We start from the raw sequence: 23,046 nt of genomic DNA on the forward strand, positions 1-23,046 counted from the left end.
GGGTGGCAGTGGCAGTTATTTTTATGATTGCGACCGCGGTATTCAGTTCTTCTGCAAGTGCCGCTTTGAACTTACCTGTGGCTCACAGCCAGCGCTAATATCGATATCATGATAGTTTCCATGTCCGCCGGGCATGGAAACCAATCATCCCCGCTTGTTCTTTTCACGGTTTATCAGCTTTTGCTCCGGATGCTTTTTCAGTAGCACATAGGTTGCTGCTAACCCGCCATGCTGGCGTTGCGCAGTATGATAGGCAATGACTTCATCCATCTGATCCAGCCAGTGTTTCACATAGCTTTTACGCGCCGCCGGGAATGGTTTGCTGTGTTCGCCGGTGCCATGTTGAATCAACAATGCCCGGGTGCCCTTTTCGTGGCAGCGCTGCAGGGTGCGGTAGAATGCATCACATGCCTCGTTCAGTGACAACCCTTTTAACGACAAACGGTATTCCAGCGGATACTTGCCCAAACGCAGGTTTTTAAACACGCCATCCTGAATGCCGGGTTTTTGATAACTTAAAAATGCATCCGGCGCGACCGGTTTGACCCCTTCCATACTAAGTGGGTTTAGCGATTTATTGCTAGCCACCTGCGTACTGGCGCGGGCTTGCTTGGCTGCCAGCTGTTGCTCGACGTCGTGCAGGTGAACCTTGTCATCGGTTTTTAACGGTGTGACATCGCCCATTTCCTGCAAAAATAAATCAAGCTCATCATGGTTATTGTCCATACCTCACTCCTTACAACGGCACACCGATTTGCCATTAATACGCCACTGGCGCTGACCAGTTCAACTATGAAAAAATGCTAATCGCTGTTTGAGTAGTCCAATCGTGACCATGACAGGGGGGCGATTATGCGGAATCAGAATGGGGGCAAACAGTCCGGTTCGCAAGATGGATGATGCTGTAACAAAACGGATGAAATAGCAGGCAGTACGACGACGCCCGCCATGGGCGTCGGAACATCAGTGGAGCAGTTAGGAACCCAGGGTTTGGATTGGCTCAATATCGGTGGTGTTTTGCTGAATAAATGCCGCAACATCCCCAATGCTATCGTCACTGAAGCCTAGTTTGGCTTTAATCGACACGCGACCATCCAGGTGCTCGGTCAAACGAAAGTTGTTCACCCCCAACGTGCGGGAAAACAGGGTATGAACTTGTTTATTCTTAATATCGACCACTTTGACTTTGGTGCCGGTTTTGTAGAATGCCAGCGGGCCGTTTGGCGTATTGACCCAGTTAATTGACCAAAAATAGTGGCTACTATTGGGCAGGCCAAGTTTGTCGTAGAGCGCCTCTTTAAAATCTACGTTGTCGCATTTGTTAAGGGCAGCGTTCTGGCGCTTACAGTTTGAATACTCGGCAACGTTTTTTCCTTTCAGATTGACATCCATCGGCACCGGCTGCGCATTTTCCAGGCTGACCAGTACATAATGGTCTACCTGATTAAGACCCAGCGTGTTCCCTAAATCGCTAAAGGAGTCCATCAGGCCGCCGACCTTGTCGCTTTCTGCACGCTCGTCTTTTTCCAGCAGGATATAACCCGTAGAAGCGGCATCCCCATTTTGAAAGCGGGCAATATGGTACCCATCTAACAGATTGATATCAGTGATTCGCTGTTGGCCAATCACATAGCGAAAAGCTGAACCACTGCGCCCGATGATGAAGCCATCAGAGGTTGGGATCAAAGAAGAGCCGATGAGGGTACGACCCGTAACGGTGCGAACTTTGAACTGGCCATTTTGTTTGTACACCGTGGCAATCTTGACCGGAGCCTCAGCGGAATTGGCGCGGTGGTATTTTAGGGTAAAGGAATTGTCGATATTGCGAATAGCATACGTAAATTCGCCGGTTAGTTTATTCCCGCCATATTGAGCAACCGTACCTTCGAAGTCGTTATAAATCTTGCCATTGATTGATATACCATCTTTTTCAGTGAAAAAGATGGCCGGCCCGCCGGTGGCATCAATGGTTTTTTTCTTTGCCAGCAGGTCGGCTTCGGTAATGTCCGGCTCAGGAGCCTGCGCCGGCGCTTGCTGCTGAGCGGGCGCCTGCTGTCCCAACATGGCCTGGACACCCCCCATCTCCTGCACTTTACCTAACAGTGCCTGTTGCATCTGATTCATCATCGCTTGTTCTTGTGGGGTAGGCGGGGTAGAGCCACATCCAGCCAGTAGTGCAGACAGCACCGCTGCACCAAGAAGGTGTTTTTTATTATTCATGAAAATACCTGTGATAAAAGTTGCGCCCATCCAGGGCATTTAAAAAGATGAGAACTACCAGGTATCAATCAAATAAATAGTGTTCGGCAATAGTTGCCGGGCAGGGCGGGTCGAGCTCAGTCCGTCCTGAAACCACGCGTTTTAGAAAAATAGCGCTCCAGGCGAAAGGGGTTACACATCCTGTGAATTACCATCCATGTAATTGTACTGCTACTGGCAGACTACCTGAGCCAATATATAGCAATGCATTGATGAATCAAAGTGTTGCGCGCGTAAAAGCCATAAGCGGGCAAGAACAGAGCAATGGCGTTCCCGACTGGACTCGAACCAGTAGCTTCCGCTTAGGAGGCGGAGGATTTATCCTGTTAATCGACGGGAACGGAATAATTATCGGGGGATATCCCTGTAAGCAGCTTCTCACCCTATCAGCTATTTGGTTTAGGAGCCACCGCTGAGCGCATATGCACTATCAGCGCTAACCATCTGGGTTAGCGCTTGGCCACAAAATCATTAGGCTGAATGTTCAATAGCAGGCCGTCATCACTGGGGCTGACGGTAGCGCTGTTGGCATAGGCTGCGGTCACGGTTACTTTACCCGGATAGAGTGAATACTGCAGGTAGGTATCGCCAAAGCCGCTATACACTTGTTTGGTCTGGTACAAATACAATTCATCACCCACCTGTAAGCCCTGGGCACGGCCCAATGAGATCTGTGCCTGCTGATTGCTTACCTGTAGCACGCGCCCGGTGGCGGGTTGGCAGGCCAGCGCGGCGGCCACATCATGGGCGGCGCGGCGCAGCTCGGCATCGACCGCTTCGCCATACGCCGAACGCCAGAATGCTTCGCTGTGGACATCCACCTGGGCAAACTTATCAAACTGCCAGGGCGCGGTGAGGGTATAGCGCTGATTTAACAACTGGCCACCGTGCATGCCGTCATACACAGCCAGCTGCAAAGCAAACTGGCGTGTTGCTGTATTGCTCTGCCAGAATGCCCAGCCGGCACTGTCGGGGCGCTGAATACTGACATCGGTGACTGTGGCTGCCAGTACAAACTGGGTATCGGTCTGGCGAGCCAGCGTCGGGGCCTGGTCTTGCACCCGGGCGCGCCGCCAGTCCACCACATAATCAGAAATTGCGGTTAATGAAGTGGTGGCAGTGTGCTGGTCAAGGATATGTTGTAACCTAGCTGGCAGTACCGCCGATAAGCCATGGATCTGGCCGTCCTGAGCCTGGCGCGGCTGGGCCAGCAAAAACTGCGTAGTCGCCAGGTTTTTGGCAAAACTGGCCGCCTCGCAGGACTGCGGTTTGGGAAACACATCGGCGCGCAGGCGCACCGTGACATAATCGTTGTGCCAGGTTTCATCAATCAATTCCACCGCATTGACCTCACCCTGAGCGGTGAGGGTAAGCTGGTCGTTTTGCACCAGGCCATTGGCCAGCGTCTGCACACTTTGCACCGACGCCCCGGCAAACAGCATGGCCTGACGTAATGCTTCTTTGGTGGCCTGATGTTTGGCAGCCTGCTTGTCGCCGTCGATGATCACCGCCTGGCCCTGGGCTTCAAACCAGGCGGCATGTAATTGCCCGCACCCTGCCAGGCACAGTACCAGACAGGCAAAAGCGCGCCGGGCTGGCGCTAAAAGATGATTGAAAAGGCCACACATACGACTATATTCCGTCAGTTTTATTGCTACCATCAGGCTGTAAGCATTTTCTGTTCCTGTTTAGCGAGTATCAGGCACATAACTTGCCTAGTAAAATCATCAAGGCAAAATTTTGTCAGTAGCAAACAGGTATGTCATGAAACACAGCACGCACTCTTTGGCTTTTGCCGTTGCGCTTTGCCTGCCGTTAGGGCTAAGTGGTTGCACCTCACTGTTTAATAAACATGTGGAATGGGAGGTTGTGGCGCCTGCTCGTTATCCGGTGCTCAATGCTGTCGGCTATGCGCCGGTGGACAGCCAGCAGGGCCAGACCGATTCCGAGCGTACTCTGATGGCCATGAAAGCGTCGAAGCTGGATGCGTACCGGGAATTGACTGAACAGGTCTATGGTCAGCAAATTGACGGTGAGCAAACCGTGGCGAACATGGTCATGACAAACAGCCGCTTAAAAAGCTCGGTAGAAGGCGTGATCCGCGGTGCGAAGGTGGTTAAGGCCTATCCGGTAGGCGAAGATACCTTTGTGACAGAATTGGAGTTAGATATGCAACAGGTCTACGACCTGTACTTAAGCACCGCCAAACCGCAACGGGTGCGTAAAGTCACTTATTACTGATTGGATGGATTAGGCGTTAGGCAGAAAAGGGTAGTGAAATCCTCTCACGCTGCGGCGCTTATGCTGTTACCCCGGAGCCGCGCTGGCCGCCCTTAGGCTTACCGCTTTTATCATAGGTCAGCGATTCTTTGGCTCTGACCTCTAACATCAGGTTGCGCAAATGGGTTAGGCGCAATTGTCCCTGTTCCACTGCTTTTTGATTGATGTCAGTTTGGTATTTACATTGGTCCAGGCACTTTTGCGCCTGCTCAATACGCTGCTCGATGGCCTCTGGCCGGTCGTCCTGAGCAAGCTCTTGCTGGTAGTGGGTTTGAATGGTGGTATCAGTGTCCTGGATGATCTCCAGGGTATTCTCTTTTTCCTGCAACAAACTCATTAAGGCTTCGGCATTGCGCGAGCTAATAAGATGCAATTCCTGGTCAAGCAAGCCTGCTAGCTTTTCCAGATTTGCAATTTGTGCATCAAGCATTTGCTCCAGCGACTGCATACCTTACCTTATGATTTTGAGCCGAAAACCTGAGATTCTAAATTCGCAATTTTACGGGCCAGGGCTTCAGGGTCCACATGATAAGCACCACTTTGAATGGCCTTTTTCAGTTTATCCACTTTATCCTGGTCAACCGGGGCTTCAGTGCTTTTCTTTTGCACCTGAGCCAGTTGTTGGGCTGATTGGGTCAATGATACAGAGTCCTGCGCCGGAGCTTTGCCAGCCTGGCTTTTGGCCGCGGCGTCCTGATGCACCCCGGGCTGAGTGGGCTGCTGACCAAGCTTTGTGTTGTCTAATGGTGTTTTTGGAACACCATTGTTGTTTACATTGTTAATAGCCATATTCAAATTCCACTACCTACCAATACCTAGTTAATTTATCGGCACCGGTTTCAGCTTCTTTAGCATTATTTTCCATATAGATGTACAAACGCAAATGAGACCAGCCCGGATGCTACCAGCCCCCGCACAGGCCCGGTGGGATTAAAGACGCACCACCACTTTTTCGGTACTGGCCACTTCGGCAATGATGGTTTTTTGCGAGCTGGTATTTACCACGGCGATATTATCACCAATTACACCATCCTGCTTGGCAATTCCAGAGGTTTTCACCCGCATGGTGCCCACCTCAGCACTGATAGTAATGCGATCGCCTTCACACACAAAGCATAGCATATTGGCCTGCACCGGCTGGCCCTGACGTACCCGGCGTTTCATGCGCGCGCCCACCAAATCATTAATGGTCTGGTAGGCGGTATGCCGTAAGCGGTTGGTTTCTACCTGCATCACCATCAGATTATCCGAACTTAAGACCGTGCCCGGGCTTATCATGCCAGCAGTTACCACCACCGGTTGAGTATGCAACACCTTAGCATTGGCAAACAAATACCATTCGTTGTTATTACAACTCACCCGCACTGATACGTATGATTGTGCCAGGGCCTGGTCATCCGCGGCATACTCAAATCCTTGCGGGCAAGCTGGAATTGCGATGCGATTGTCGATATCGTTGACGGTCACATGAACTGTATCCGGGCCGGCCTGATCCGCTAGACGCTTAAGCAGATAAGTGCGAACGCCCTGCTGCACGCTGGTATGTTGATTGTCAGCATCAGAGGTTGCGGCCACGGCGGGTAGGCTGCTAAACAGAAGGCCAGTCAGTAACAACATAATATTGCTGGTTTTTTTAACATTCATACGTAGTCAGCCACTTTTTTCGTGTTCGTATTGGTTCATTTTGTCTATGATTAAGCAACTCGTCGTCAGGCACACGCAGGTGTCACTTTTTTGGCGAATTGATGATTTTTATTGATGTGGCAGTCCTAAACGCAATGATCATGCCCAAATTTGTGAAGAGGTGATGTATGTCCGGTGTTCTTGATTCTGTAAACCAGCGCACCCAGCTGGTGGGCCAAAACCGGCTCGAACTGTTGTTGTTTCGCCTGAATGGCCGCCAGCGCTTTGGTATCAATGTCTTTAAAGTGCGTGAAGTGCTGCAGTGCCCGCGCCTGACCTCGATGCCCAAACTGAACTCGCTGGTGCGTGGAGTGGCCCATATTCGTGGCCAGACGATCTCTGTCATCGACCTGAGCATGGCCACCGGCGGCCGTCGCATCGAAGATCTGGATAAAGCCTTTATCGTAATCGCTGAATATAACCGTTCGGTACAGGGGTTTCTGGTAGGGGCTGTTGAACGCATCATCAACACCAACTGGGATGCGATTATGCCACCGCCCAAAGGCACCGGCCGCGCCAGCTACCTCACCGCAGTGACGGAAGTGGAAAAAGAATTGGTGGAAATCCTGGATGTGGAAAAAATCCTCAACGAAATTTCCCCGTTATCTACCGATGTCAGCGCTGATGTCGCCGCATCGCTGTCGACCAAAGGCAGCGAAGACAAGATAATCTTTATTGCCGATGATTCCTCAGTCGCCCGCAGTCAGGTGAAAAAAGCACTGTCAGCGCTGGGCTTACAACTGGAAGTGGCCAAAAACGGCATGGAGGCATTAACCCGGCTTAAAGAGCTGGCTGCCGAAACCGGCGATATCACCGACAAAGTGGGTGTGTTAGTGTCTGACATCGAAATGCCGGAGATGGACGGTTACACCTTAACCGCTGAGATCAAAAACAGCCCGGAGCTGCAAAATCTGCATGTGGTACTGCATACCTCGTTAAGCGGTGTGTTTAACCAGGCCATGGTGCAAAAGGTAGGCGCCGACGATTTTATTGCCAAATTTCATCCGGATGAACTGGCCACCGCTGTACAAAAATGGCTGGTGGCAAAATAACTATCATGGAGCACCGTGCGCTTGAAAGATAAAGAGGTCTCCCCTCAGCGCTATCAACAATTCAGTGCATTTTTAGAAAATCAATGTGGGATCGTACTAGGTGATAATAAACAATACCTGGTACGCAGCCGCCTGGCGCCACTGCTGTATCGCCATCCCATCGACCGCCTCGACGATTTAATTGGGTCGGTACTGGAAAATCGGGACCGCCTGTTATTGCAGGATGTCATTGATGCCATGACCACCAACGAAACATTGTGGTTCCGCGACTCTTATCCCTACGAATTGCTTAAAAGCACCTTGCTACCGGCGCTGGAAAACAGTCCGCGCCGGCTTCGTATCTGGAGTGCTGCCTGCTCATCCGGGCAGGAGCCATACTCCATTGCCATGACAGTGTCCGAATATCAACGCCAGAAACCCGGCGCACTGCGTCACGGTGTCGATATTTTGGCCACGGATTTGTCCTCCGCGATGTTAGGAAAATGCCAGCAGGGGGTTTACGATGAATTATCCCTGGCGCGTGGTTTGTCGGCCGAGCGTCGGCAACGCTTTTTTACTGCCCATGGCGAGGGCCTGATGCAGGTCAATGCCGATATTCGCCGCATGGTCAGTTTTCGCTCGCTCAACCTGCTGCACAATTATGTCGGGCTGGGCCGCTTTGATATCGTGTTTTGCCGCAATGTGCTGATTTATTTTGCCCCTGCCGTCAAACAACAGATACTGCAACAAATTGCCGCCCAGCTGCAGCCAGGCGGCATGCTTTTCCTCGGAGCCTCAGAATCTATCGGCCAGGGTGGCTCCTTATTTAGCATGCAGCGCTGCCACCCAGGCCTGTATTATCAACGTAATCGTTAATTCCTCGTTGCCTGTTTAGGCGTCAAAAAATATTTGGCACTCCAATTGCAATTGCCTTGATTGCAAATAAGGAGTGTCTGATATGGCAATAAATCTGGATAAGTTAACCGGCTTCCACCATCGTGCGGTAAATCTGCGCGAGGACCGTATGGAAGTGATCGCCGGCAACCTGGCCAATGCAAATACACCGGGCTACAAAGCCCGTGATATCGATTTCAAGCAAGCCATGACCAGTGCCCGGGAAAATCAGCAGGGCGGCATGACCCGCACCAGCGATAAGCATTTTGCCGGCAATATGACCGCCAGCCATGCCGAGTTGCGCTTCCGGGTTCCCAGCCAACCGGATACCGGCGACGGCAATACAGTGGAAGTGCAAACCGAACGCAATGCCTTTTTAGAAAATGGCATGCGTTATCAGGCCTCCTTACAATTTTTAGACGGCAAATTAAAAGGCATGAAAAAAGCGCTGAGCGGAGGGCAAAGCTAATGAGTTTGTTTAATGTGATGAATATCTCCAGTACCGGAATGGAAGCGGAGAACCTGCGGCTGAACACCACCGCCAGTAATATTGCCAATGCCAATACGGTGAGCAGCAGCTATGGCGAAACCTATAAAGCGCGCCATCCGGTCTTTGCTGCTGAAATGCAACGGGCCACCGATGCGCAAAAGGGCGCCGGGGTGCAGGTAAAAGGGATTGTCGAAAGCGATAAGCCACTGCAGGTGGAATATGCCCCGCACAACCCATTGGCCGATGAAAACGGCTACATCTATAAGCCCAATGTGAATGTGGTGGAAGAGATGGCCAATATGCTGTCGGCCTCTAAAGGCTACGAAACCAATGTGCAGGTTGCTGATACCACCAAGCGTCTGTTTCGGCGGGTGTTACAGCTGGGGCAAGGCCGCTAGAGCGGGCTAACAAGGACTAACGCGTGAATACAATCGACAATAAAGGCTTGATGAACGACCTGTATTGGCAGGAAGAAAAGCCTAAAGTGGCTGACGATGGCGCTCAAAAGTTATCGCAGGAAGATTTTTTCTCTTTGCTTACCGAGCAGCTGGCCCATCAGGATCCCACCAAGCCGGTGGACAATGACCAGATGGTCTCGCAGATGACCTCATTCTCTATGGCCGAAGGGATCACGGATCTAAACAGCAAATTTAAAGATTTGGCGTCCTCCATGACCTCCAATCAGGCGCTGCAGGCGTCCAGCCTGATTGGCCAGAATGTGCTGGTGGAAGGCAATGTGGGCCATATGGCCACCGCCGGGGTCGGGTTTTCCGGTGTAGTGGTGAATGATCAAACAGTGCAGGATATGAAAATCACTGTTCAGAACCAATATGGCGAGGTGGTTAAAACCATCGACGCCGGCACCCAGGGCCAGGGCAACATTCAGTTTGCCTGGGATGGCACCGACAATTTTGGCAATGCCATGCCGCCTGGCCAGTATGTGGTCAATGCCAGTGGTAAAGCCAATGGCGAAGGGGTGGCTATCGCCACTGCCATGAACCGCCATGTGGGCAGCGTCAGCCTGGCTGGTAGCAGCCAGGGCGTAATTTTGAATTTGGATGGTGATGTCAGCATCAGCCTGGATGATGTCATCCAAATCGGCAATTAGCAGGAGAAGTAAACAATGTCTTTTAATATTGCATTAAGTGGCGTATCCGCCGCGCAAAAAGATTTGGATGTCACCTCAAATAACATCGCAAACGTCAATACTGTAGGTTTTAAAGAGTCGCGCGCCGAGTTTGGCGATGTGTATGCCTCATCGCTGCTGGCCGGCAGCAAAACCAAGGTAGGTGACGGGGTCTTGACGCAACAGGTGGCTCAGCAGTTTTCCCAGGGCAGTTTGCAGTTCACCAATACCGCACTGGATATGGCCATTACCGGCAATGGCTTTTTTGCCACGGTACCGGAGATCACCTCGCGGGACTTTTCCTTCACCCGGGCTGGTCAGTTTAAGCTGGATGAAGACAACTTTGTGGTTAACAGTAACGGCGATAATCTGCTGGGCTTTCCGGTCAACGCCGACGGCACCAGTGCGTCGGTGGCATTGAGTACGACCGAACCGGTACGGATCCCAGATTCATCGGGCTCGCCGCAGTCAACCAATGAAGTGGACATTCGGATGAACTTACCCGCAGCGGATAAGGGGCTGCCGGCAGCAGGTTTCGATAAAGATGATCCGTTAACCTATAACGCAGCCACTTCGGTCACTGTTTATGACTCACTCGGCGACAGCCACGTCATGACCTACTATTTTATCAAAGATGAGAATGCGGCGAATGAATGGTTTGTGGCAACTGCAGTCGATGATGAGATGGTGAACCTGACCAATCCTGATGGTTCTACAACCGGCACCAATACGGTCGGAACCGGTGCGGATCAGTTTGCTGCATCAAAACTGATTTTCAGCGCCGGCGGGGATTTTGAAGACATGCAATCACCCGATGGCACCCAAATCAATGATATGACAACCGAAGCATTGGGGCCTAACATTCTGAAAAATGGCTCTGATCCGTCTCAGCAAATTAAGGTGGACTTTAACTTGCGGCGCGGCCAGGCCACTCCGAATGAGCCCACTCAGTTTGCTTCCAGCTTTGAGGTGACCTCTTTAGAGCAGGATGGCTTGCCGGTGGGCCGGCTGACCGGTATTGATATCGGCGCCGATGGCCTGGTGCGGGCAACCTTTTCAAATGGCACCTCAGAGCCGATCGTACGTGTGGCACTGGTGCGCTTTGCCAATGAGCAGGGCCTGACCCAGGACAGTAGCACCCAGTGGAAGGAAAGTATCGAGTCAGGCGAAGCCCTGGCCGGCGAAGCCACTACCGGCACCTTTGGTGAGATCAATTCATCCGCGCTGGAGCAGGCTAACGTAAACCTGACCACCGAGCTGATTGACCTTATCATCGCGCAACGTAACTTCCAGGCCAGCTCTAAGGCACTGGAAGCCAATAATCAGCTCAACCAGACTATCCTGAATATCCGTTAATCCTGGTATTCGCTAATAAAAAGGGCCGCCCAACGCGGCCCTTTTTGATCACATTTCCACCTGCATTAACAAATCATCCGTGTTGGCACTGCCCTTGCAGAGATAGTGTTATCTTTGTGCAATAACGTCAAAAGTCAGTCATGGATAAACTTCTGTATATCGCTGCAAGCGGCGCCAAACAAGACCTGGCGGCGACTGCTGTACGCGCCAACAATCTGGCGAATGCCCAGACCACCGGCTTCAAAGCGCAGCTTGAACAAGCCCGTGCTATGCCGGCCTACGGCGAAGGTTTGCCGACCCGGGTATTTTCGATGACTGAAAGCCCGTCCAACAACTATGAAGGCGGCGCCATGATCCAAACCGGCCGCCAGCTTGATGTGGCGGTGCAAGGCAGTGGCTGGTTTGCCATGCAGGATGCCAACGGCAACGAAGCCATGACCCGTGACGGCAGTTTTCAGCTGGGCCCCGACGGAGTTTTGACGGATATGCACGGCAATATCGCCATGGGCGATAGCGGGCCGATTTATCTGCCGGTGCCGCTGGACAACTTAAACATTGCCTCTGACGGCACTTTATCGGTTCGCCCGGTAGGTGCCCCCGAAACCTTTTCCCAGGAGATTGGCCGGCTCAAACTGGTTAATCCGGATGTTAAAAATATTGAGCGCGGCAGCGATGGCTTGTTTCGCAGCAAAGACGGCAGTGCGCTGGTTGCAGATGCCCAGGTGCAGGTGCGTTCCGGCATGCTGGAAGGCTCTAATGTGAACACCGTAGATGAAATGGTGGAGATGATCAGCCTGCAGCGGCATTACGAAATGCAGGTCAAGATGATGAAAAAAGCCGACGAGCTTTCATCCCGCGGCAACATGCTATTACGAATCTTATAACGAATTCTGGCCGACTGGCAGGCAAGAACCTGGCCGGTCACCACCAAGGAGTACCTTATGCACCCAGCATTATGGATAAGCAAAACCGGCCTTGATGCCGCGCAAACCGATGTTTCTGTGGTTTCTAACAACCTGGCTAACGCCTCTACCGTGGGCTTTAAAAAAGACCGCGCGGTGTTTGAAGATCTGCTGTATCAAAATATCAACCAACCGGGTGGCCGTTCATCCGCCGATACCGAGCGCCCGTCTGGCCTGATGCTGGGCTCGGGCTCAAAAGTGGTGGCCACGCAAAAGACCCACACTCAGGGCAATATGCTGACCACCGAAAACTCACTGGATATGTCGATTCAGGGGCGTGGTTATTTTGAGATTTTGCAGCCCGATGGCACCACCGCGTACACCCGCAATGGTCAGTTTACGTTGAATGATCAGGGCCAGATTGTGACAGCCGGCGCTGGCTTTTTACTGCAGCCTGAAATCACGGTACCGGATGATGCGCAGCAAATTACTATCTCTCAGGATGGTGAAGTGTCTGCTTCGGTGCGTGGCCAGGCGGAGCCACAGGTGTTAGGCCAGATCAATGTGGCTGACTTTATCAACCCCACCGGCTTGCAGCCTACCGGCCAGAACCTGTTTGTAGAAACCGCCTCCAGTGGCGCGCCCATTCAGGGTATTCCGGGTTTGCAGGGCTTAGGCACGGTAGCTCAGGGTACCCTGGAAACCTCTAATGTGAATGTCACCGAAGAGCTGGTTAATCTGATTGAAAGCCAGCGCCTTTACGAGATGAACTCCAAAGTGATTTCATCGGTGGACCAGATGCTTGGTCAGGTTATCCAGCAACTTTAACAGGTAAGCTCATGCGTATTTTTCTTGCTGCTGTCAGTATGGTGCTTGTGGCCGGGTGTAATAGCACTCCGCCAAACCGGGTCGAAGCCAATGACCCGTCATTTGCGCCGGTGGTGCCCGCTATCCCCCGTGAACATATTGTCGAAGACGGTGGGCTGTTTCGCCCGTACATGGCCAACAGCCTGTATTCGGATGTGACCGCCCGGCGGGTGGGCGACATCATCACAGTGACGCTGCGTGAAAATACCAATGCCACCAAGTCGGCAGGCACCAGTACTTCAAAAGACTCCGCGGTAGATGTGCAGCCCATTTTAGGCTTAGGCGGCCAGGCGGTGAATATTGGCGGCGAGTCGATTCAGCTAGGCATGAGTGCTTCCAACGATTTTACCGGCGATGCCCAGGCCAACCAGCGCAACAGCTTATCCGGCGCCATTTCAGTGACGGTGGTGGATGTTCTGCCTAACCAGAACCTGGTGATCCGTGGCGAAAAATGGCTGACTTTGAATCATGGCGATGAATACATCCGCTTGACCGGTATCATTCGGGCGGCCGACATCAGCCCGGAAAACGAAATTGTATCGACCAAAGTGGCCAATGCCCGCATTCAGTATAGCGGCACCGGCAGCTTTGCCCGTAGCCAGGAAAAAGGCTGGCTGAACCAGTTCTTTGCATCCCAGTGGTGGCCCTTTTAAGGAGGCAGTATGAAAGCGGCAAAATTTGGCCTGTGGTGTATGTTGCTGATTATCAGCAGCCATGCCAGCGCTCAGCGGATTAAAGATGTAGCCAATATTCAGGGCGTGCGCTCAAACCAGCTGGTGGGCTATGGCCTGGTAGTTGGCCTGCCGGGCACTGGCGAACAAAGCCCGTTTACCGAACAAAGCTTTCGTACCATGCTGACCAATTTTGGCATCAGCCTGGATCCGAACACCAAGCCAAAAATTAAAAATGTGGCTGCGGTAGCGGTACACGCAGAATTGCCGGCTTTTACTAAGCCCGGCCAGACCATTGATGTGACGGTGTCTTCGGTAGGTGAGGCCAGCAGCCTGCAAGGCGGTACCTTATTGCAAACCTTTTTAAAAGGCATGGACGGTAAGGTATATGCGGTGGCTCAGGGCAGCCTGGTGGTCAGCGGTTTTGGTGCCCAAGGCAATGATGGTTCACGCATTGTCATTAACACTCCGACTGTCGGCCGCATTCCTAACGGCGCGCTGGTGGAGCAAGCGGTTCCCAGCGGGTTTGCCAATGGCGATACCCTGACCCTGAATCTGCATTATCCGGACTTTACCACTGCTAAACGGCTGGCCGACACTATCAACGAGCGCTTAGGCGCACAGCCTGATAAAGGCTATAGCATCGCCACGCCAATCGATGCTGCCTCGGTGCGGGTTACCGCGCCGCGTGATGTGGGTCAGCGAGTGGGCTTTTTGGCCACCTTAGAAAATTTTGAATTTAATGCCGCCGAAGCACCGGCCCGGGTGGTGATCAACAGCCGCACCGGTACCATCGTGATCGGCCAGGATGTGCGTTTGTTGCCAGCAGCTATCACTCACGGTGGCCTCACGGTGACCATTGCCGAGAACCAGCAAGTGTCGCAACCCAATGCACTGGCCGATGGCAATACGGTGGTGACCACCCAATCGATTGTGGATGTGGACCTGGCCGACAGCCGTATGTTCAAATTTGAGCCAGGCGTGACACTGGACCAGCTGGTGCGGGCGGTCAATGAAGTCGGCGCCGCCCCGGGTGACCTGATGGCGATCTTAGAAGCATTGCGCCAGGCCGGCGCCCTGCGCGGTGAGCTGGTGGTAATCTGATGGACAGTATCAATGCCAAAAGCCAGATGGACATGGCGCGCAATGTTCACGATGTAAAAAGTCTGAACACCCTGCGCGAGGCCATGGCCAAGGGCGATGACCAGGGCGCCTTACAGGAAACTGCCAAACAGTTTGAAGCCATCTTTGTGCAGATGATGCTTAAATCCATGCGTAAAGCGCAGGATGCACTGGCCGATGAAAACAGTCCGTTTAATTCACAGCAGGTGAAGTTTTACCGGGATATGCACGACCAGCAGCTGGCGTCAGATTTAAGTAGCAATGGCGGCCTGGGTCTGGCGGATATCATTGTCAAACAGCTGGGCCAGAACACCCCGGATTACACTCCGGCCAGCGTGGTGCGCAGCGGTGCCAATGTGACATCACTAAACCAGGTGCGCAGTGCCGCGGTCAACCAGGCCAAGCAACAGGTATTGTCTCAGCCTGAGCAGGTCACCTTGCCGGCTTACAAAGCGCCTATCGCGGCCGACCAGCAAGCCTTTATTGACGCGCTGTATACTCATGCTCAGCAAGCAGCTGAGCAACTGGGGACCGATCCCAAGGCCATCATTGCCCAGGCGGCGGTGGAAACCGGCTGGGGCCAGCATGTTATCCACGATGGCGATGGCCAGCCATCGTACAATTTATTTGGTATCAAAGCCGGCCGCGACTGGCAGGGCAAGCAGGCGGTGGTAGATACCCTGGAATTTGAGCAGGGTGTACCCACCCGCCAAAAAGCGGCTTTTCGCGCGTATGATTCTATCGGCGATGCCATGCAGGATTATGTACAGTTTCTTCAGCAAAAGCCGCGTTATGCCGATGCAGTAGAACAGGGCCAAAATAGCCGCGGCTATTTTGATGCATTGCAACAGGCGGGCTATGCCACCGATCCGGCTTACGCGGACAAGCTGATGGCAGTATTTGAAGGCCCGACGCTTAACAGCTACCGGCCGTCACAGCGTGGTGAGGAAAATAACGGATGATTGATTTATTCTCGATTGCCAGCAGTGGCGTAAATGCCAGTAACAAGTTGCTGGAAACCACGTCGAATAATATTGCCAACGTAAACACCGACGGCTTTGTGCGTGAAAAAACGGTGTTTAACAATCACCTGACCACCGGCGTGGGTAAAGGTACCACCGAGCGGGTGGTCAATACCTTTGCCCAAAACCAGTTGCGCCGCGACATTACCTCGGTCAATGAATTAGAAGCATTCAAACAAAAAGCCGGGGCCATTGATAATCTGCTGGCCAGCGAAGCCAATGCTATCTCTACCGGCATGAGCCAGTTTTTTGCTGCCATGCAAACCGCCGCGGATGATCCCACCAACCTGGCTTCACGGGAAGCGGTGCTGGGCGAAGCGCGTGCGCTGGTGAACCGGCTGGACAATACTTCTGGCTATTTGCAAAACAAAGAAGACGAGCTCAATCTGGAATTTGCCGATCAGGTTCGCCAGGCCAATGAGATCATCAAAAATATCGGTGAGCTCAACCGCAGTATTCTTACTGTGCATAATGGCAGTAACCAGTCACCCAACGGCTTGATGAACGAGCGCGACAAAGCCATTAACCAGCTGGCCGAAATCATGTCAGTGGAAGTGCGCGATAACGCCAATGGCACCAAATCGGTCAATTTAAGCAGCGGCGAATCGCTGGTGATGGAAGGCGGCACATTTAATTTATTCGAGCTGGCCACCGGCGCCGATCCGGGTCAAAAGAAACTCGAACTAGTACACCAGATAGCAGACCGCACGACGGAAATACCCATCACCGAAGACCGGCTCGGTGGTAGCCTGGGCGGATTATTTAAATTCCGCAATGAGATTTTAAGCCCTGCTCAGCGTGATATTGGCCAGATTGGTATTGCCATGGCCGATGCGGTGAATGCACAAAACCGCTTAGGCATGGACATGGATATGCAGCTGGGCGGCGATATTTTCACTTTGCCCACAATACGTGGCCTGAATTTTAATAATTCGGACAACACCTTGACCATGAGCGGTGAGTTTGTGCCTGGCCAGGGCAAGCAGGTAACCGATGCGGATATCAAAATCACCATTACCAGTGTTGATGGCAGTGGTGCGCCACTGACCTTTGATGCGCATATGGTCAACGCCGACGGCTCGCCTAAGCGCGGCGCCGATGGTAACCCGGTAGTGCAGACCGGTATCAGCGTGGATGCTTCGGGAGCCACCCAAATCAACGGCGGTATCGCGGTCTCCTTCGATTCGGGCTCCGGTTACGCTGTCAATGATGGGTTCTTATTTCAGCCGGTAAAAACTGCTGCAGCGTCGCTGACCATGGCCACAGAGCGGGCTGACGATTTGGCTTTTGCAGCGCCAGTACGCGGGGCGGCTAATCCCAGTAATTTAGGCGATGCCAGTGTGGCCGGTGTCACAGTGACCAACACCGAGATTGGCACCTCAGCCTTTGACGGCAGCGGCGGCATTAATGTGTCCTCAGGCGCTGGTGCAGCGCCACCGGTAGAGATACGCTTTACCTCGGCTACCAATTATGAAGTGTTGGATAGCAGCGGCAATACTTTGACCACCGCGACGGTCAATAATGCCGATTACAGCAACCTATTGGGGCAGGCTGGCTATTCAAGCACCTACCCGGGGTATGATCTTAGCCTGTCCGGCCGGCCAGCAGCCGGAGATGGCTTTAGCCTGGAGTACAACCAAAACGGTATTAACGACAATACCAATGCCGTAAAACTGGCTAAGCTTCAACAAAGCGGTTTGGTACAATTAAGTAGCAATTCGGCCAGTCAGGCTCGTAGTCTGCATGATGCCTATTCATCGCTGGTGGGACGGGTGGGCGAAAAGTCTGCTACGGCGGATACCTCGTTAGAGGCGGCCAAGGCCATGCAGGAGCAATCCCAAAGCTGGTTTGATTCGGTGTCTGGCGTGAGCCTGGACGAAGAAGCAGCCAATCTGATTCGCTACCAGCAGTCATATGCAGCAGCAGCGCGTATTTTGTCGACCGCGCAGGATTTGTTCGACACCATTTTAGCGGCAGCCAGGTAAGTACTTATGCGGGTTTCAACCAATCAGCTTTTTGACAGAAATATTCGCACCATTATGGATAATCAGCGCGGGCTATCCGACACGCAGAATTCCCTGAGCACCGGTAAACGTCTGAATAAGCCGTCCGACGATCCGGTAGGCGCAGCTAAATTGGTTCGTCTGACTGAAGAAATGGATAAGTTGACCCAGTATCAGCGTAATATTGATTTACTCACCGGCTCGCTGGAACAGCAGGAAATTGTATTAAGCAGCATCGAAGATACTGTGAATAAAGCCCGGGTACTAACAGTACAAGCAGGCTCGGGTGGCTTAACCGATACTGACCGCTATGCCATTGCCTCTGAGCTTAAACATGTGCGCGATGAGCTGTTCGATTTGATGAACAGCAAAGATGCCAATGGCAATTATATTTATTCAGGCTATCAGTCGGGTAAACAGGCGTTTTCCAACAATCCTTCAGCAGCAGGCAACAGCATCAGCTTTGCCGGTGATAATGGCAAAAACTTTGTACAGGTGTCTGACAGTGCCAGGCTGCAAGCCTCGTCCAGTGGCTATGATGTGTTTGAAAATGTGCTGGCCCGGCATAATTTCACCGTAAATCCGTCATCCACAGCGACCGTGCTAAAAACAGATATCACCGAGCAAACCACTTTCGATATGTTTTATACCAAAAACTACGATGGGGCTACGCCTGGCAACAATGCTTATCAATTAAGCATACAAGCTGGAGGGACGGTTGAAATGACCCAGGTGAGCAGCGGCAATGTGGTGGGAACTTCCAACTTTACCTCTGGCGAACCGTTTGTGCTCAATGGCATGGAATTTACGGTTAATGGGACAGCCGGGGATACAGTGGATATTTCATTAGATCCGCCGCAGAAAAAAAACCTGGCTGAAACCGTCAATGATTTGTATCAGGTGCTTTCAACACCGGGGCTGGCGGAAGAAGATTATACTAAAGCTCGTAAAGATGCGTTGGCCGGGCTGGACAACGGCATGGAAAAAGTTGCGCTGGAGCGCTCCTCACTGGGCGGAAGAATCAACATTGCCAGTTCTATTTACGAAACCAATCTGGATTTGGAAATAGAAGCCCAGAAAGCCCGCTCTGATATCGAAGACGTCGATTTTGCCAAGGCCGCCACCGAGCTGGCCAAGCGAGAAACCGCGCTCAATGCAGCATATTCATCGTTTGGTAAAGTGGCTAATCTTTCCCTGTTCAACTATATCAAATAGTCGCACGTTCGCTATCGGCCAATACCTTGCCGGGTGAGGGGGTTAAAACCCCGGATTTTTTCTTCAGTAATATCACCGCCTGCCGATACGTTTATACAGCCAGTCAGCCATCATGGCGGCAACTGGCGGCAGCATGATAAATGCAGACGTTTTTTGGCAACTGTGTAGTGAAGGTCCCGGAGTGGTCAAGCATTGCGCGAAGCACGCAATAAATAGCAATTGGAGTTCTTATGTCTTTACGCGGGATTAACGCATATCAAAAGGGTAGCCTGAAGCAAGATCTGTCAGCAGCCTCTCCACATCGGCTGACCTTGTTATTGATACAAGGAGCGTTAGATAAAATGGCCTATGCCAAAGGCGCCATGGAGCGTAAAGATTTTGAAGCCAAATCGGCCAATATCACAAAAGTGAGCTCTATCCTGATTTATCTGCGCGATACGCTAAATTTCGAATTAGGCGGCGAGATTTCTGACAATCTGTACGCGCTGTATACCTACATGATTGAAAAGGTCAACGAAGCCCATGTACAGAATATCAGTGCCCCCTTAGATGAGGCTTACAGCTTGCTTGAGCCGATTCGTGATGCCTGGGTGAGAATTCCAGAAAGCGAGCAGGCGGTAACAACTGCCGGTTAATCTAGCGTTCCAGCTATCGCTTTTGCTTTATTACTACTGCCTATCCAAATAATCTAATCCTAAGCAAGGTGCATCGTATCTGAAGATGCACCTGCTGCTATCACCTCTGACCCATTGTTTTTTTGCGTGCTAACCACTACAGCGCTGGCCAGCTAAGGTCGATTCGTTCAGTTGTGAATTATCAACAAACATTATCGCCTGGATGTCGCCACTGTAAGTCAATTCAGTTAAGTGAATATTGGTGATAAAGGGCGTAAAACTCTTACTCTCCGCATCTTTCAATTAAGAGGCTTTTGATTTTAAGTCCCTGATTTTTAATAATTAAATAAATTTTCAAAAAAAGTCTTAAGGATTTTCCAGGGCTGCCGTTAAATATATTGTCCGGGGGTGAGAGACCGGGAAATTCAACAAGAAGGTTTGCGAATTTGGACTTTACGTCAGCAGACTTTCAACAGAGAGACTGAGGAATTAATTATGGCTTTAACTGTCAATACTAACGTAAGTTCACTGAATGCTCAGCGTCAAATGATGAAATCGGCCAATGGTCTTGACCAGGCTTTCGAGCGCTTATCATCAGGTTTTCGTATCAACAGCGCAAAAGATGATGCGGCAGGTCTGCAAATCAGTAACCGTCTGCAATCACAAATTATGGGCCTGGAACAAGGTAACCGTAACGCAAACGACGGTATCTCTTTGGCGCAAACTGCTGAAGGCGCGCTGGATGAAATCACCAATGCCTTCCAACGGGTAAGAACCCTGGCTTCACAAGCTGCGAACGGCTCTAATACTGACGAAGATCGTCAGGCGATCCAGGAAGAAGTACGTTCACTGATGACCGAAGTCAACCGGATTGCTGGCGATACCACTTTCGGTGGCCAGAACCTGCTGGACGGTTCTTACAATGCATCATTTCAAGTGGGTGCAGATGCCGGTCAAACTATCGGCTTTAGCATGCAAAATGTTGGCGGTACTGCAGCGGCAAATTCGCTGTCAGCCAACGGTGGCTTTACCTTGTCAGGTGTGGCAGGCATCGCTAGTACGGTTACTGGTAAGAGTCTTAACACGGCAGTAGCAGGTTCTGCTGGCTCAGGCCATAGTGACATGGCTACGGTTTTTGTGGCTTCTTCAATCAGTGTTTCCACGCAGGACAAAGCGCAAGCTGTACTGGGCGGTATGGACAGTCTGATTGCGGTAGTTGATAAAAAGCGTGCCGAACTGGGTGCGGTGCAAAACCGTTTTCAGTCGACCATCAACAACCAGTCGAACATTGCAGAAAACCTGTCTGCAGCAAAATCGCGAATTAAAGATGCAGACTTTGCAGCTGAAACAGCCAAACTGACCAGAAACCAGATTCTGCAGCAAGCCTCACAGTCTATCCTGGGCCAGGCCAACCAGCGTCCTCAAGCCGCACTGAGCTTGTTACAGGGATAAGCTAAGAAAAAATGAAGGCGCCCTTATCAGATAGGGGTAGAGATAAGGGCGCAAAATATGGCGAGCTATCAGTGGAGGCTGAAGCAATAGCCATTGCGACAAAAGTACGGTGAACGAACATTTGACACAGTAAAATATAAAGCACATACCGTGCCATGTATATTTAGACGGTGCGGTATATCTCTCACAATGATAAAAGCGGAAGACGGAGGTCTTCCGCTTTTTTTTTTGTATAAGGCAAAGCTGTTTCATTGCAATTCTGGCGGCAAAGGTTTGCTGCCAGCAGGAGAAAGATTGCCACTATCTTACCCTGGTGTCAAAGTATTGACCTTAGATGTGACAAAAAAATGTCACTACTTTCAGTGGTATAAGATAAAAAACATTGTTTAAAAAAGTGTAAATTTGCTAAAGATTCAGCTGGCGACGTCGATAAACATAATTAGAGGATTTACATCTGTAGGTCGCTCGTTTAACCCGGGGACAATTGCTTAGGGGTAGGTAATTGCTTCGGACATATGAATATTAGTGGAGGCTACGATGGCTTTAACTGTAAATACCAATGTCAGTTCACTGAACGCCCAGCGTCAGTTGATGAACTCTGGAAATCGTTTGGACCAAGCTTTCGAGCGTTTGTCCTCTGGTTTTCGAATCAATAGTGCATCTGACGATGCCGCCGGCATGCAAATCTCTAACCGTCTTGATTCTCAGATCAGCGGTCTGAACCAGGGCAACCGGAATGCCAACGACGGTATTTCTTTGGCGCAAACCGCAGAAGGTGCGCTGGATGAAATCACCAATTCATTCCAGCGTGTTAGAACCCTGGCGTCTCAGGCGGCTAACGGCTCAAACACCGATGAAGACCGTCTGGCCATTCAGGAAGAAATGCGTGCCCTGATGTCAGAAGTTAATCGAATAGCAGAAGATACCACTTTTGGTGGTCAGAATCTGCTGGACGGCTCTTATGATGCGTCGTTCCAGGTCGGTGCAGATGCTGGTCAGACTATCGGCTTTAGCATGCAAAATGTTGGCGGTACAGCTGCTGCTAACTCACTGTCTGCTAACGGTGGTTTTACGTTGTCAGGCATTGCCGGCGTAGCCAGTACAGTAACCGGTAAATCTCTGAACACCGCGGTTGCTGGTTCTGCGGGCTCTGGCCACAGTACATTGGCAGAAGTGTTTGTGGCTTCTTCAATCAGTGTTTCAACGCAAGACAAAGCGCAAGCTGTGTTGGGCGGTATGGACAGCCTGATTGCCGTTGTGGATAAGAAACGTGCCGAACTGGGTGCGGTGCAAAACCGTTTTCAGTCAACCATCAACAACCAGTCAAACATTGCTGAAAACCTTTCAGCAGCAAAATCTCGGATTAAAGATGCCGATTTTGCCGCTGAAACTGCTAAGCTGACCCAAAACCAGATTCTGCAGCAGGCTTCTCAGTCTATCCTGGCCCAGGCTAACCAGCGCCCTCAGGCGGCATTAAGCTTGCTAGGTTAATAACGGCCTTGCTTAACCGTCAAGTAGGCAGCCCCTCAGGGGCGCCTGCTTTTGCCGGTTTGAGGTCATGGAGGTTTATATGTCGGTTGAAAATTTATCGGAGTTCAGAGACTTTCACTCTCGATATGAAAATGGGCAAAAACAGCCAGCCAATGCTGACACGCCTGACCAGGAAAAAGCGGTTACACGCAGCGAAGAAAGCGACGTTGCTGCCGGTGAACGCCAGCCTGTCAAAGTAACTGTGCAAACAAGCGCACAGCAAGCTGAAGTCGAGATAGATAAAGAAGCCATCATTGAAAGCTTAAAATCTATCAACCAACAGTTTCCTTTAAAATCAACAAGCTTAATTTTTGAGTTTGATGACATCACTGATCCACCGGTGATAAAAGTGGTGGACAAAGAAAGCGGCGATATTATCAGAGAGCTCCCGCCTAAAGAACTGCGCGAAATTGCTCAAGCACTCAGTGACATTGCCGATAATCTGAGTAATGAGGCCGGTTCACAGCGCGACAAGCACAACTCTGGTATACTCATCAACGAACAATTGTAATTTCCTTTTCTGAGGATT

Annotated in this window: 24 protein-coding genes and 1 tRNA gene; 18 read left to right on the plus strand and 7 right to left on the minus strand. The window is 51.4% G+C overall.

Translation table 11 applies throughout. The features are described from left to right. Positions 1 to 144: 144 nt before the first annotated feature. The 4 genes from smrA to ACTUJZ_RS07465 form a co-directional block, all read right to left on the minus strand. The gene (smrA, locus tag ACTUJZ_RS07450; protein WP_463635665.1) at positions 145 to 726 is read right to left on the minus strand and encodes a DNA endonuclease SmrA; all 582 of its coding nucleotides are present in this window, start codon (positions 724 to 726) and stop codon (positions 145 to 147) included. A gap of 249 nt (positions 727 to 975) precedes the next feature. Next, positions 976 to 2,220 carry a hypothetical protein gene (locus ACTUJZ_RS07455; protein ID WP_463635666.1) on the minus strand — a complete coding sequence of 415 codons (1,245 nt, stop codon included), beginning with the start codon at positions 2,218 to 2,220 and terminating at the stop codon, positions 976 to 978. Positions 2,221 to 2,524: 304 nt separating this feature from the next. Beyond that, positions 2,525 to 2,600: transfer RNA gene (locus tag ACTUJZ_RS07460), tRNA-Arg, on the minus strand. A 108-nt stretch (positions 2,601 to 2,708) separates the two neighbouring features. Then, positions 2,709 to 3,887, minus strand: a complete 1,179-nt coding sequence (locus tag ACTUJZ_RS07465; RefSeq protein WP_463635667.1) for a flagellar assembly protein T N-terminal domain-containing protein — start codon at positions 3,885 to 3,887, stop codon at positions 2,709 to 2,711. 136 nt (positions 3,888 to 4,023) lie between these two features. Between ACTUJZ_RS07465 and ACTUJZ_RS07470 the strand changes: the two genes are divergently transcribed. Further along, a complete protein-coding gene (locus ACTUJZ_RS07470; protein ID WP_463635668.1) occupies positions 4,024 to 4,500 on the plus strand; it encodes an LPP20 family lipoprotein in 477 nt (158 codons plus the stop codon). A gap of 58 nt (positions 4,501 to 4,558) precedes the next feature. On the opposite strand, the gene flgN is transcribed toward ACTUJZ_RS07470, so the two are convergent. The 3 genes from flgN to flgA all read right to left on the minus strand — a co-directional run bounded on the left by flgN (position 4,559) and on the right by flgA (position 6,183). After that, complete coding sequence (gene flgN / locus ACTUJZ_RS07475) at positions 4,559 to 4,969, minus strand: flagellar export chaperone FlgN (protein WP_463635669.1); 411 nt, start codon at positions 4,967 to 4,969, stop codon at positions 4,559 to 4,561. 26 nt (positions 4,970 to 4,995) lie between these two features. Continuing rightward, positions 4,996 to 5,328 (minus strand): flagellar biosynthesis anti-sigma factor FlgM, encoded by a 333-nt coding sequence (gene flgM / locus ACTUJZ_RS07480; RefSeq protein ID WP_463635670.1) that lies wholly within the window; start codon positions 5,326 to 5,328, stop codon positions 4,996 to 4,998. A 141-nt stretch (positions 5,329 to 5,469) separates the two neighbouring features. After that, positions 5,470 to 6,183 (minus strand): flagellar basal body P-ring formation chaperone FlgA, encoded by a 714-nt coding sequence (flgA, locus tag ACTUJZ_RS07485; protein WP_463635671.1) that lies wholly within the window; start codon positions 6,181 to 6,183, stop codon positions 5,470 to 5,472. 167 nt (positions 6,184 to 6,350) lie between these two features. On the opposite strand from flgA, the gene ACTUJZ_RS07490 reads away from it, so the two are divergent. The 17 genes from ACTUJZ_RS07490 (at position 6,351) to ACTUJZ_RS07570 (ending at position 23,028) form a co-directional block, all read left to right on the plus strand. Further along, the gene (locus tag ACTUJZ_RS07490; RefSeq protein ID WP_463635672.1) at positions 6,351 to 7,274 is read left to right on the plus strand and encodes a chemotaxis protein CheV; all 924 of its coding nucleotides are present in this window, start codon (positions 6,351 to 6,353) and stop codon (positions 7,272 to 7,274) included. A gap of 21 nt (positions 7,275 to 7,295) precedes the next feature. Next, positions 7,296 to 8,129, plus strand: a complete 834-nt coding sequence (locus ACTUJZ_RS07495) for a CheR family methyltransferase (protein WP_463635673.1) — start codon at positions 7,296 to 7,298, stop codon at positions 8,127 to 8,129. Positions 8,130 to 8,211: 82 nt separating this feature from the next. Beyond that, complete coding sequence (gene flgB, locus ACTUJZ_RS07500; protein ID WP_463635674.1) at positions 8,212 to 8,616, plus strand: flagellar basal body rod protein FlgB; 405 nt, start codon at positions 8,212 to 8,214, stop codon at positions 8,614 to 8,616. Beyond that, on the plus strand, positions 8,616 to 9,035 hold the full coding sequence (gene flgC, locus ACTUJZ_RS07505) for a flagellar basal body rod protein FlgC (protein ID WP_463635675.1): 420 nt from the start codon (positions 8,616 to 8,618) through the stop codon (positions 9,033 to 9,035). Before flgB ends, flgC begins: the two co-directional genes overlap by 1 nt. A 23-nt stretch (positions 9,036 to 9,058) precedes the next feature. Continuing rightward, on the plus strand, positions 9,059 to 9,745 hold the full coding sequence (locus tag ACTUJZ_RS07510; protein WP_463635676.1) for a flagellar hook assembly protein FlgD: 687 nt from the start codon (positions 9,059 to 9,061) through the stop codon (positions 9,743 to 9,745). 15 nt (positions 9,746 to 9,760) lie between these two features. Then, complete coding sequence (flgE, locus tag ACTUJZ_RS07515; protein ID WP_463635677.1) at positions 9,761 to 11,119, plus strand: flagellar hook protein FlgE; 1,359 nt, start codon at positions 9,761 to 9,763, stop codon at positions 11,117 to 11,119. Positions 11,120 to 11,259: 140 nt separating this feature from the next. Then, complete coding sequence (locus ACTUJZ_RS07520) at positions 11,260 to 12,003, plus strand: flagellar basal body rod protein FlgF (protein ID WP_463635678.1); 744 nt, start codon at positions 11,260 to 11,262, stop codon at positions 12,001 to 12,003. Positions 12,004 to 12,060: 57 nt separating this feature from the next. Continuing rightward, a complete protein-coding gene (gene flgG / locus ACTUJZ_RS07525) occupies positions 12,061 to 12,849 on the plus strand; it encodes a flagellar basal-body rod protein FlgG (protein WP_463635679.1) in 789 nt (262 codons plus the stop codon). A gap of 11 nt (positions 12,850 to 12,860) precedes the next feature. Beyond that, positions 12,861 to 13,541: a flagellar basal body L-ring protein FlgH gene (flgH, locus tag ACTUJZ_RS07530; protein WP_463635680.1), complete on the plus strand. Its 681-nt coding sequence runs from the start codon at positions 12,861 to 12,863 to the stop codon at positions 13,539 to 13,541. 9 nt (positions 13,542 to 13,550) lie between these two features. Next, on the plus strand, positions 13,551 to 14,663 hold the full coding sequence (locus ACTUJZ_RS07535; protein ID WP_463635681.1) for a flagellar basal body P-ring protein FlgI: 1,113 nt from the start codon (positions 13,551 to 13,553) through the stop codon (positions 14,661 to 14,663). After that, on the plus strand, positions 14,663 to 15,643 hold the full coding sequence (gene flgJ, locus ACTUJZ_RS07540) for a flagellar assembly peptidoglycan hydrolase FlgJ (protein ID WP_463635682.1): 981 nt from the start codon (positions 14,663 to 14,665) through the stop codon (positions 15,641 to 15,643). The genes ACTUJZ_RS07535 and flgJ overlap by 1 nt, the downstream gene beginning before the upstream one ends. Beyond that, on the plus strand, positions 15,640 to 17,688 hold the full coding sequence (gene flgK, locus ACTUJZ_RS07545; protein WP_463635683.1) for a flagellar hook-associated protein FlgK: 2,049 nt from the start codon (positions 15,640 to 15,642) through the stop codon (positions 17,686 to 17,688). The genes flgJ and flgK overlap by 4 nt, the downstream gene beginning before the upstream one ends. A 6-nt stretch (positions 17,689 to 17,694) precedes the next feature. After that, the gene (flgL, locus tag ACTUJZ_RS07550) at positions 17,695 to 18,921 is read left to right on the plus strand and encodes a flagellar hook-associated protein FlgL (RefSeq protein WP_463635684.1); all 1,227 of its coding nucleotides are present in this window, start codon (positions 17,695 to 17,697) and stop codon (positions 18,919 to 18,921) included. A 230-nt stretch (positions 18,922 to 19,151) separates the two neighbouring features. Then, on the plus strand, positions 19,152 to 19,556 hold the full coding sequence (gene fliS / locus ACTUJZ_RS07555; RefSeq protein ID WP_463635685.1) for a flagellar export chaperone FliS: 405 nt from the start codon (positions 19,152 to 19,154) through the stop codon (positions 19,554 to 19,556). Between the two features lie 474 nt (positions 19,557 to 20,030). Next, positions 20,031 to 20,987, plus strand: coding sequence for a flagellin N-terminal helical domain-containing protein (locus ACTUJZ_RS07560; protein ID WP_463635686.1), 957 nt, complete (start codon positions 20,031 to 20,033; stop codon positions 20,985 to 20,987). Positions 20,988 to 21,524: 537 nt separating this feature from the next. Beyond that, complete coding sequence (locus ACTUJZ_RS07565) at positions 21,525 to 22,478, plus strand: flagellin N-terminal helical domain-containing protein (RefSeq protein ID WP_463635687.1); 954 nt, start codon at positions 21,525 to 21,527, stop codon at positions 22,476 to 22,478. Positions 22,479 to 22,557: 79 nt separating this feature from the next. Next, positions 22,558 to 23,028 (plus strand): flagellar protein FlaG, encoded by a 471-nt coding sequence (locus ACTUJZ_RS07570; protein ID WP_463635688.1) that lies wholly within the window; start codon positions 22,558 to 22,560, stop codon positions 23,026 to 23,028. The last annotated feature ends 18 nt before the right edge of the window (positions 23,029 to 23,046 follow it).

The organism is Alteromonas sp. WD8-37 (assembly GCF_055326825.1).

Coding starts and splice junctions, on each gene's coding strand:
- ACTUJZ_RS07490 (WP_463635672.1), top strand. CDS start 6,351: ATGTCCGGTGTTCTTGATTCTGTAAACCAGCGCACCCAGCTGGTGGGC.
- flgE (WP_463635677.1), top strand. CDS start 9,761: ATGTCTTTTAATATTGCATTAAGTGGCGTATCCGCCGCGCAAAAAGAT.
- fliS (WP_463635685.1), top strand. CDS start 19,152: ATGTCTTTACGCGGGATTAACGCATATCAAAAGGGTAGCCTGAAGCAA.
- flgG (WP_463635679.1), top strand. CDS start 12,061: ATGCACCCAGCATTATGGATAAGCAAAACCGGCCTTGATGCCGCGCAA.
- flgB (WP_463635674.1), top strand. CDS start 8,212: ATGGCAATAAATCTGGATAAGTTAACCGGCTTCCACCATCGTGCGGTA.
- ACTUJZ_RS07520 (WP_463635678.1), top strand. CDS start 11,260: ATGGATAAACTTCTGTATATCGCTGCAAGCGGCGCCAAACAAGACCTG.
- flgK (WP_463635683.1), top strand. CDS start 15,640: ATGATTGATTTATTCTCGATTGCCAGCAGTGGCGTAAATGCCAGTAAC.
- ACTUJZ_RS07560 (WP_463635686.1), top strand. CDS start 20,031: ATGGCTTTAACTGTCAATACTAACGTAAGTTCACTGAATGCTCAGCGT.
- flgH (WP_463635680.1), top strand. CDS start 12,861: ATGCGTATTTTTCTTGCTGCTGTCAGTATGGTGCTTGTGGCCGGGTGT.
- smrA (WP_463635665.1), bottom strand. CDS start 726: ATGGACAATAACCATGATGAGCTTGATTTATTTTTGCAGGAAATGGGC.
- flgL (WP_463635684.1), top strand. CDS start 17,695: ATGCGGGTTTCAACCAATCAGCTTTTTGACAGAAATATTCGCACCATT.
- ACTUJZ_RS07565 (WP_463635687.1), top strand. CDS start 21,525: ATGGCTTTAACTGTAAATACCAATGTCAGTTCACTGAACGCCCAGCGT.
- flgJ (WP_463635682.1), top strand. CDS start 14,663: ATGGACAGTATCAATGCCAAAAGCCAGATGGACATGGCGCGCAATGTT.
- ACTUJZ_RS07465 (WP_463635667.1), bottom strand. CDS start 3,887: ATGTGTGGCCTTTTCAATCATCTTTTAGCGCCAGCCCGGCGCGCTTTT.
- ACTUJZ_RS07535 (WP_463635681.1), top strand. CDS start 13,551: ATGAAAGCGGCAAAATTTGGCCTGTGGTGTATGTTGCTGATTATCAGC.
- ACTUJZ_RS07470 (WP_463635668.1), top strand. CDS start 4,024: ATGAAACACAGCACGCACTCTTTGGCTTTTGCCGTTGCGCTTTGCCTG.
- ACTUJZ_RS07455 (WP_463635666.1), bottom strand. CDS start 2,220: ATGAATAATAAAAAACACCTTCTTGGTGCAGCGGTGCTGTCTGCACTA.
- flgN (WP_463635669.1), bottom strand. CDS start 4,969: ATGCTTGATGCACAAATTGCAAATCTGGAAAAGCTAGCAGGCTTGCTT.
- flgA (WP_463635671.1), bottom strand. CDS start 6,183: ATGAATGTTAAAAAAACCAGCAATATTATGTTGTTACTGACTGGCCTT.
- flgC (WP_463635675.1), top strand. CDS start 8,616: ATGAGTTTGTTTAATGTGATGAATATCTCCAGTACCGGAATGGAAGCG.
- flgM (WP_463635670.1), bottom strand. CDS start 5,328: ATGGCTATTAACAATGTAAACAACAATGGTGTTCCAAAAACACCATTA.
- ACTUJZ_RS07570 (WP_463635688.1), top strand. CDS start 22,558: ATGTCGGTTGAAAATTTATCGGAGTTCAGAGACTTTCACTCTCGATAT.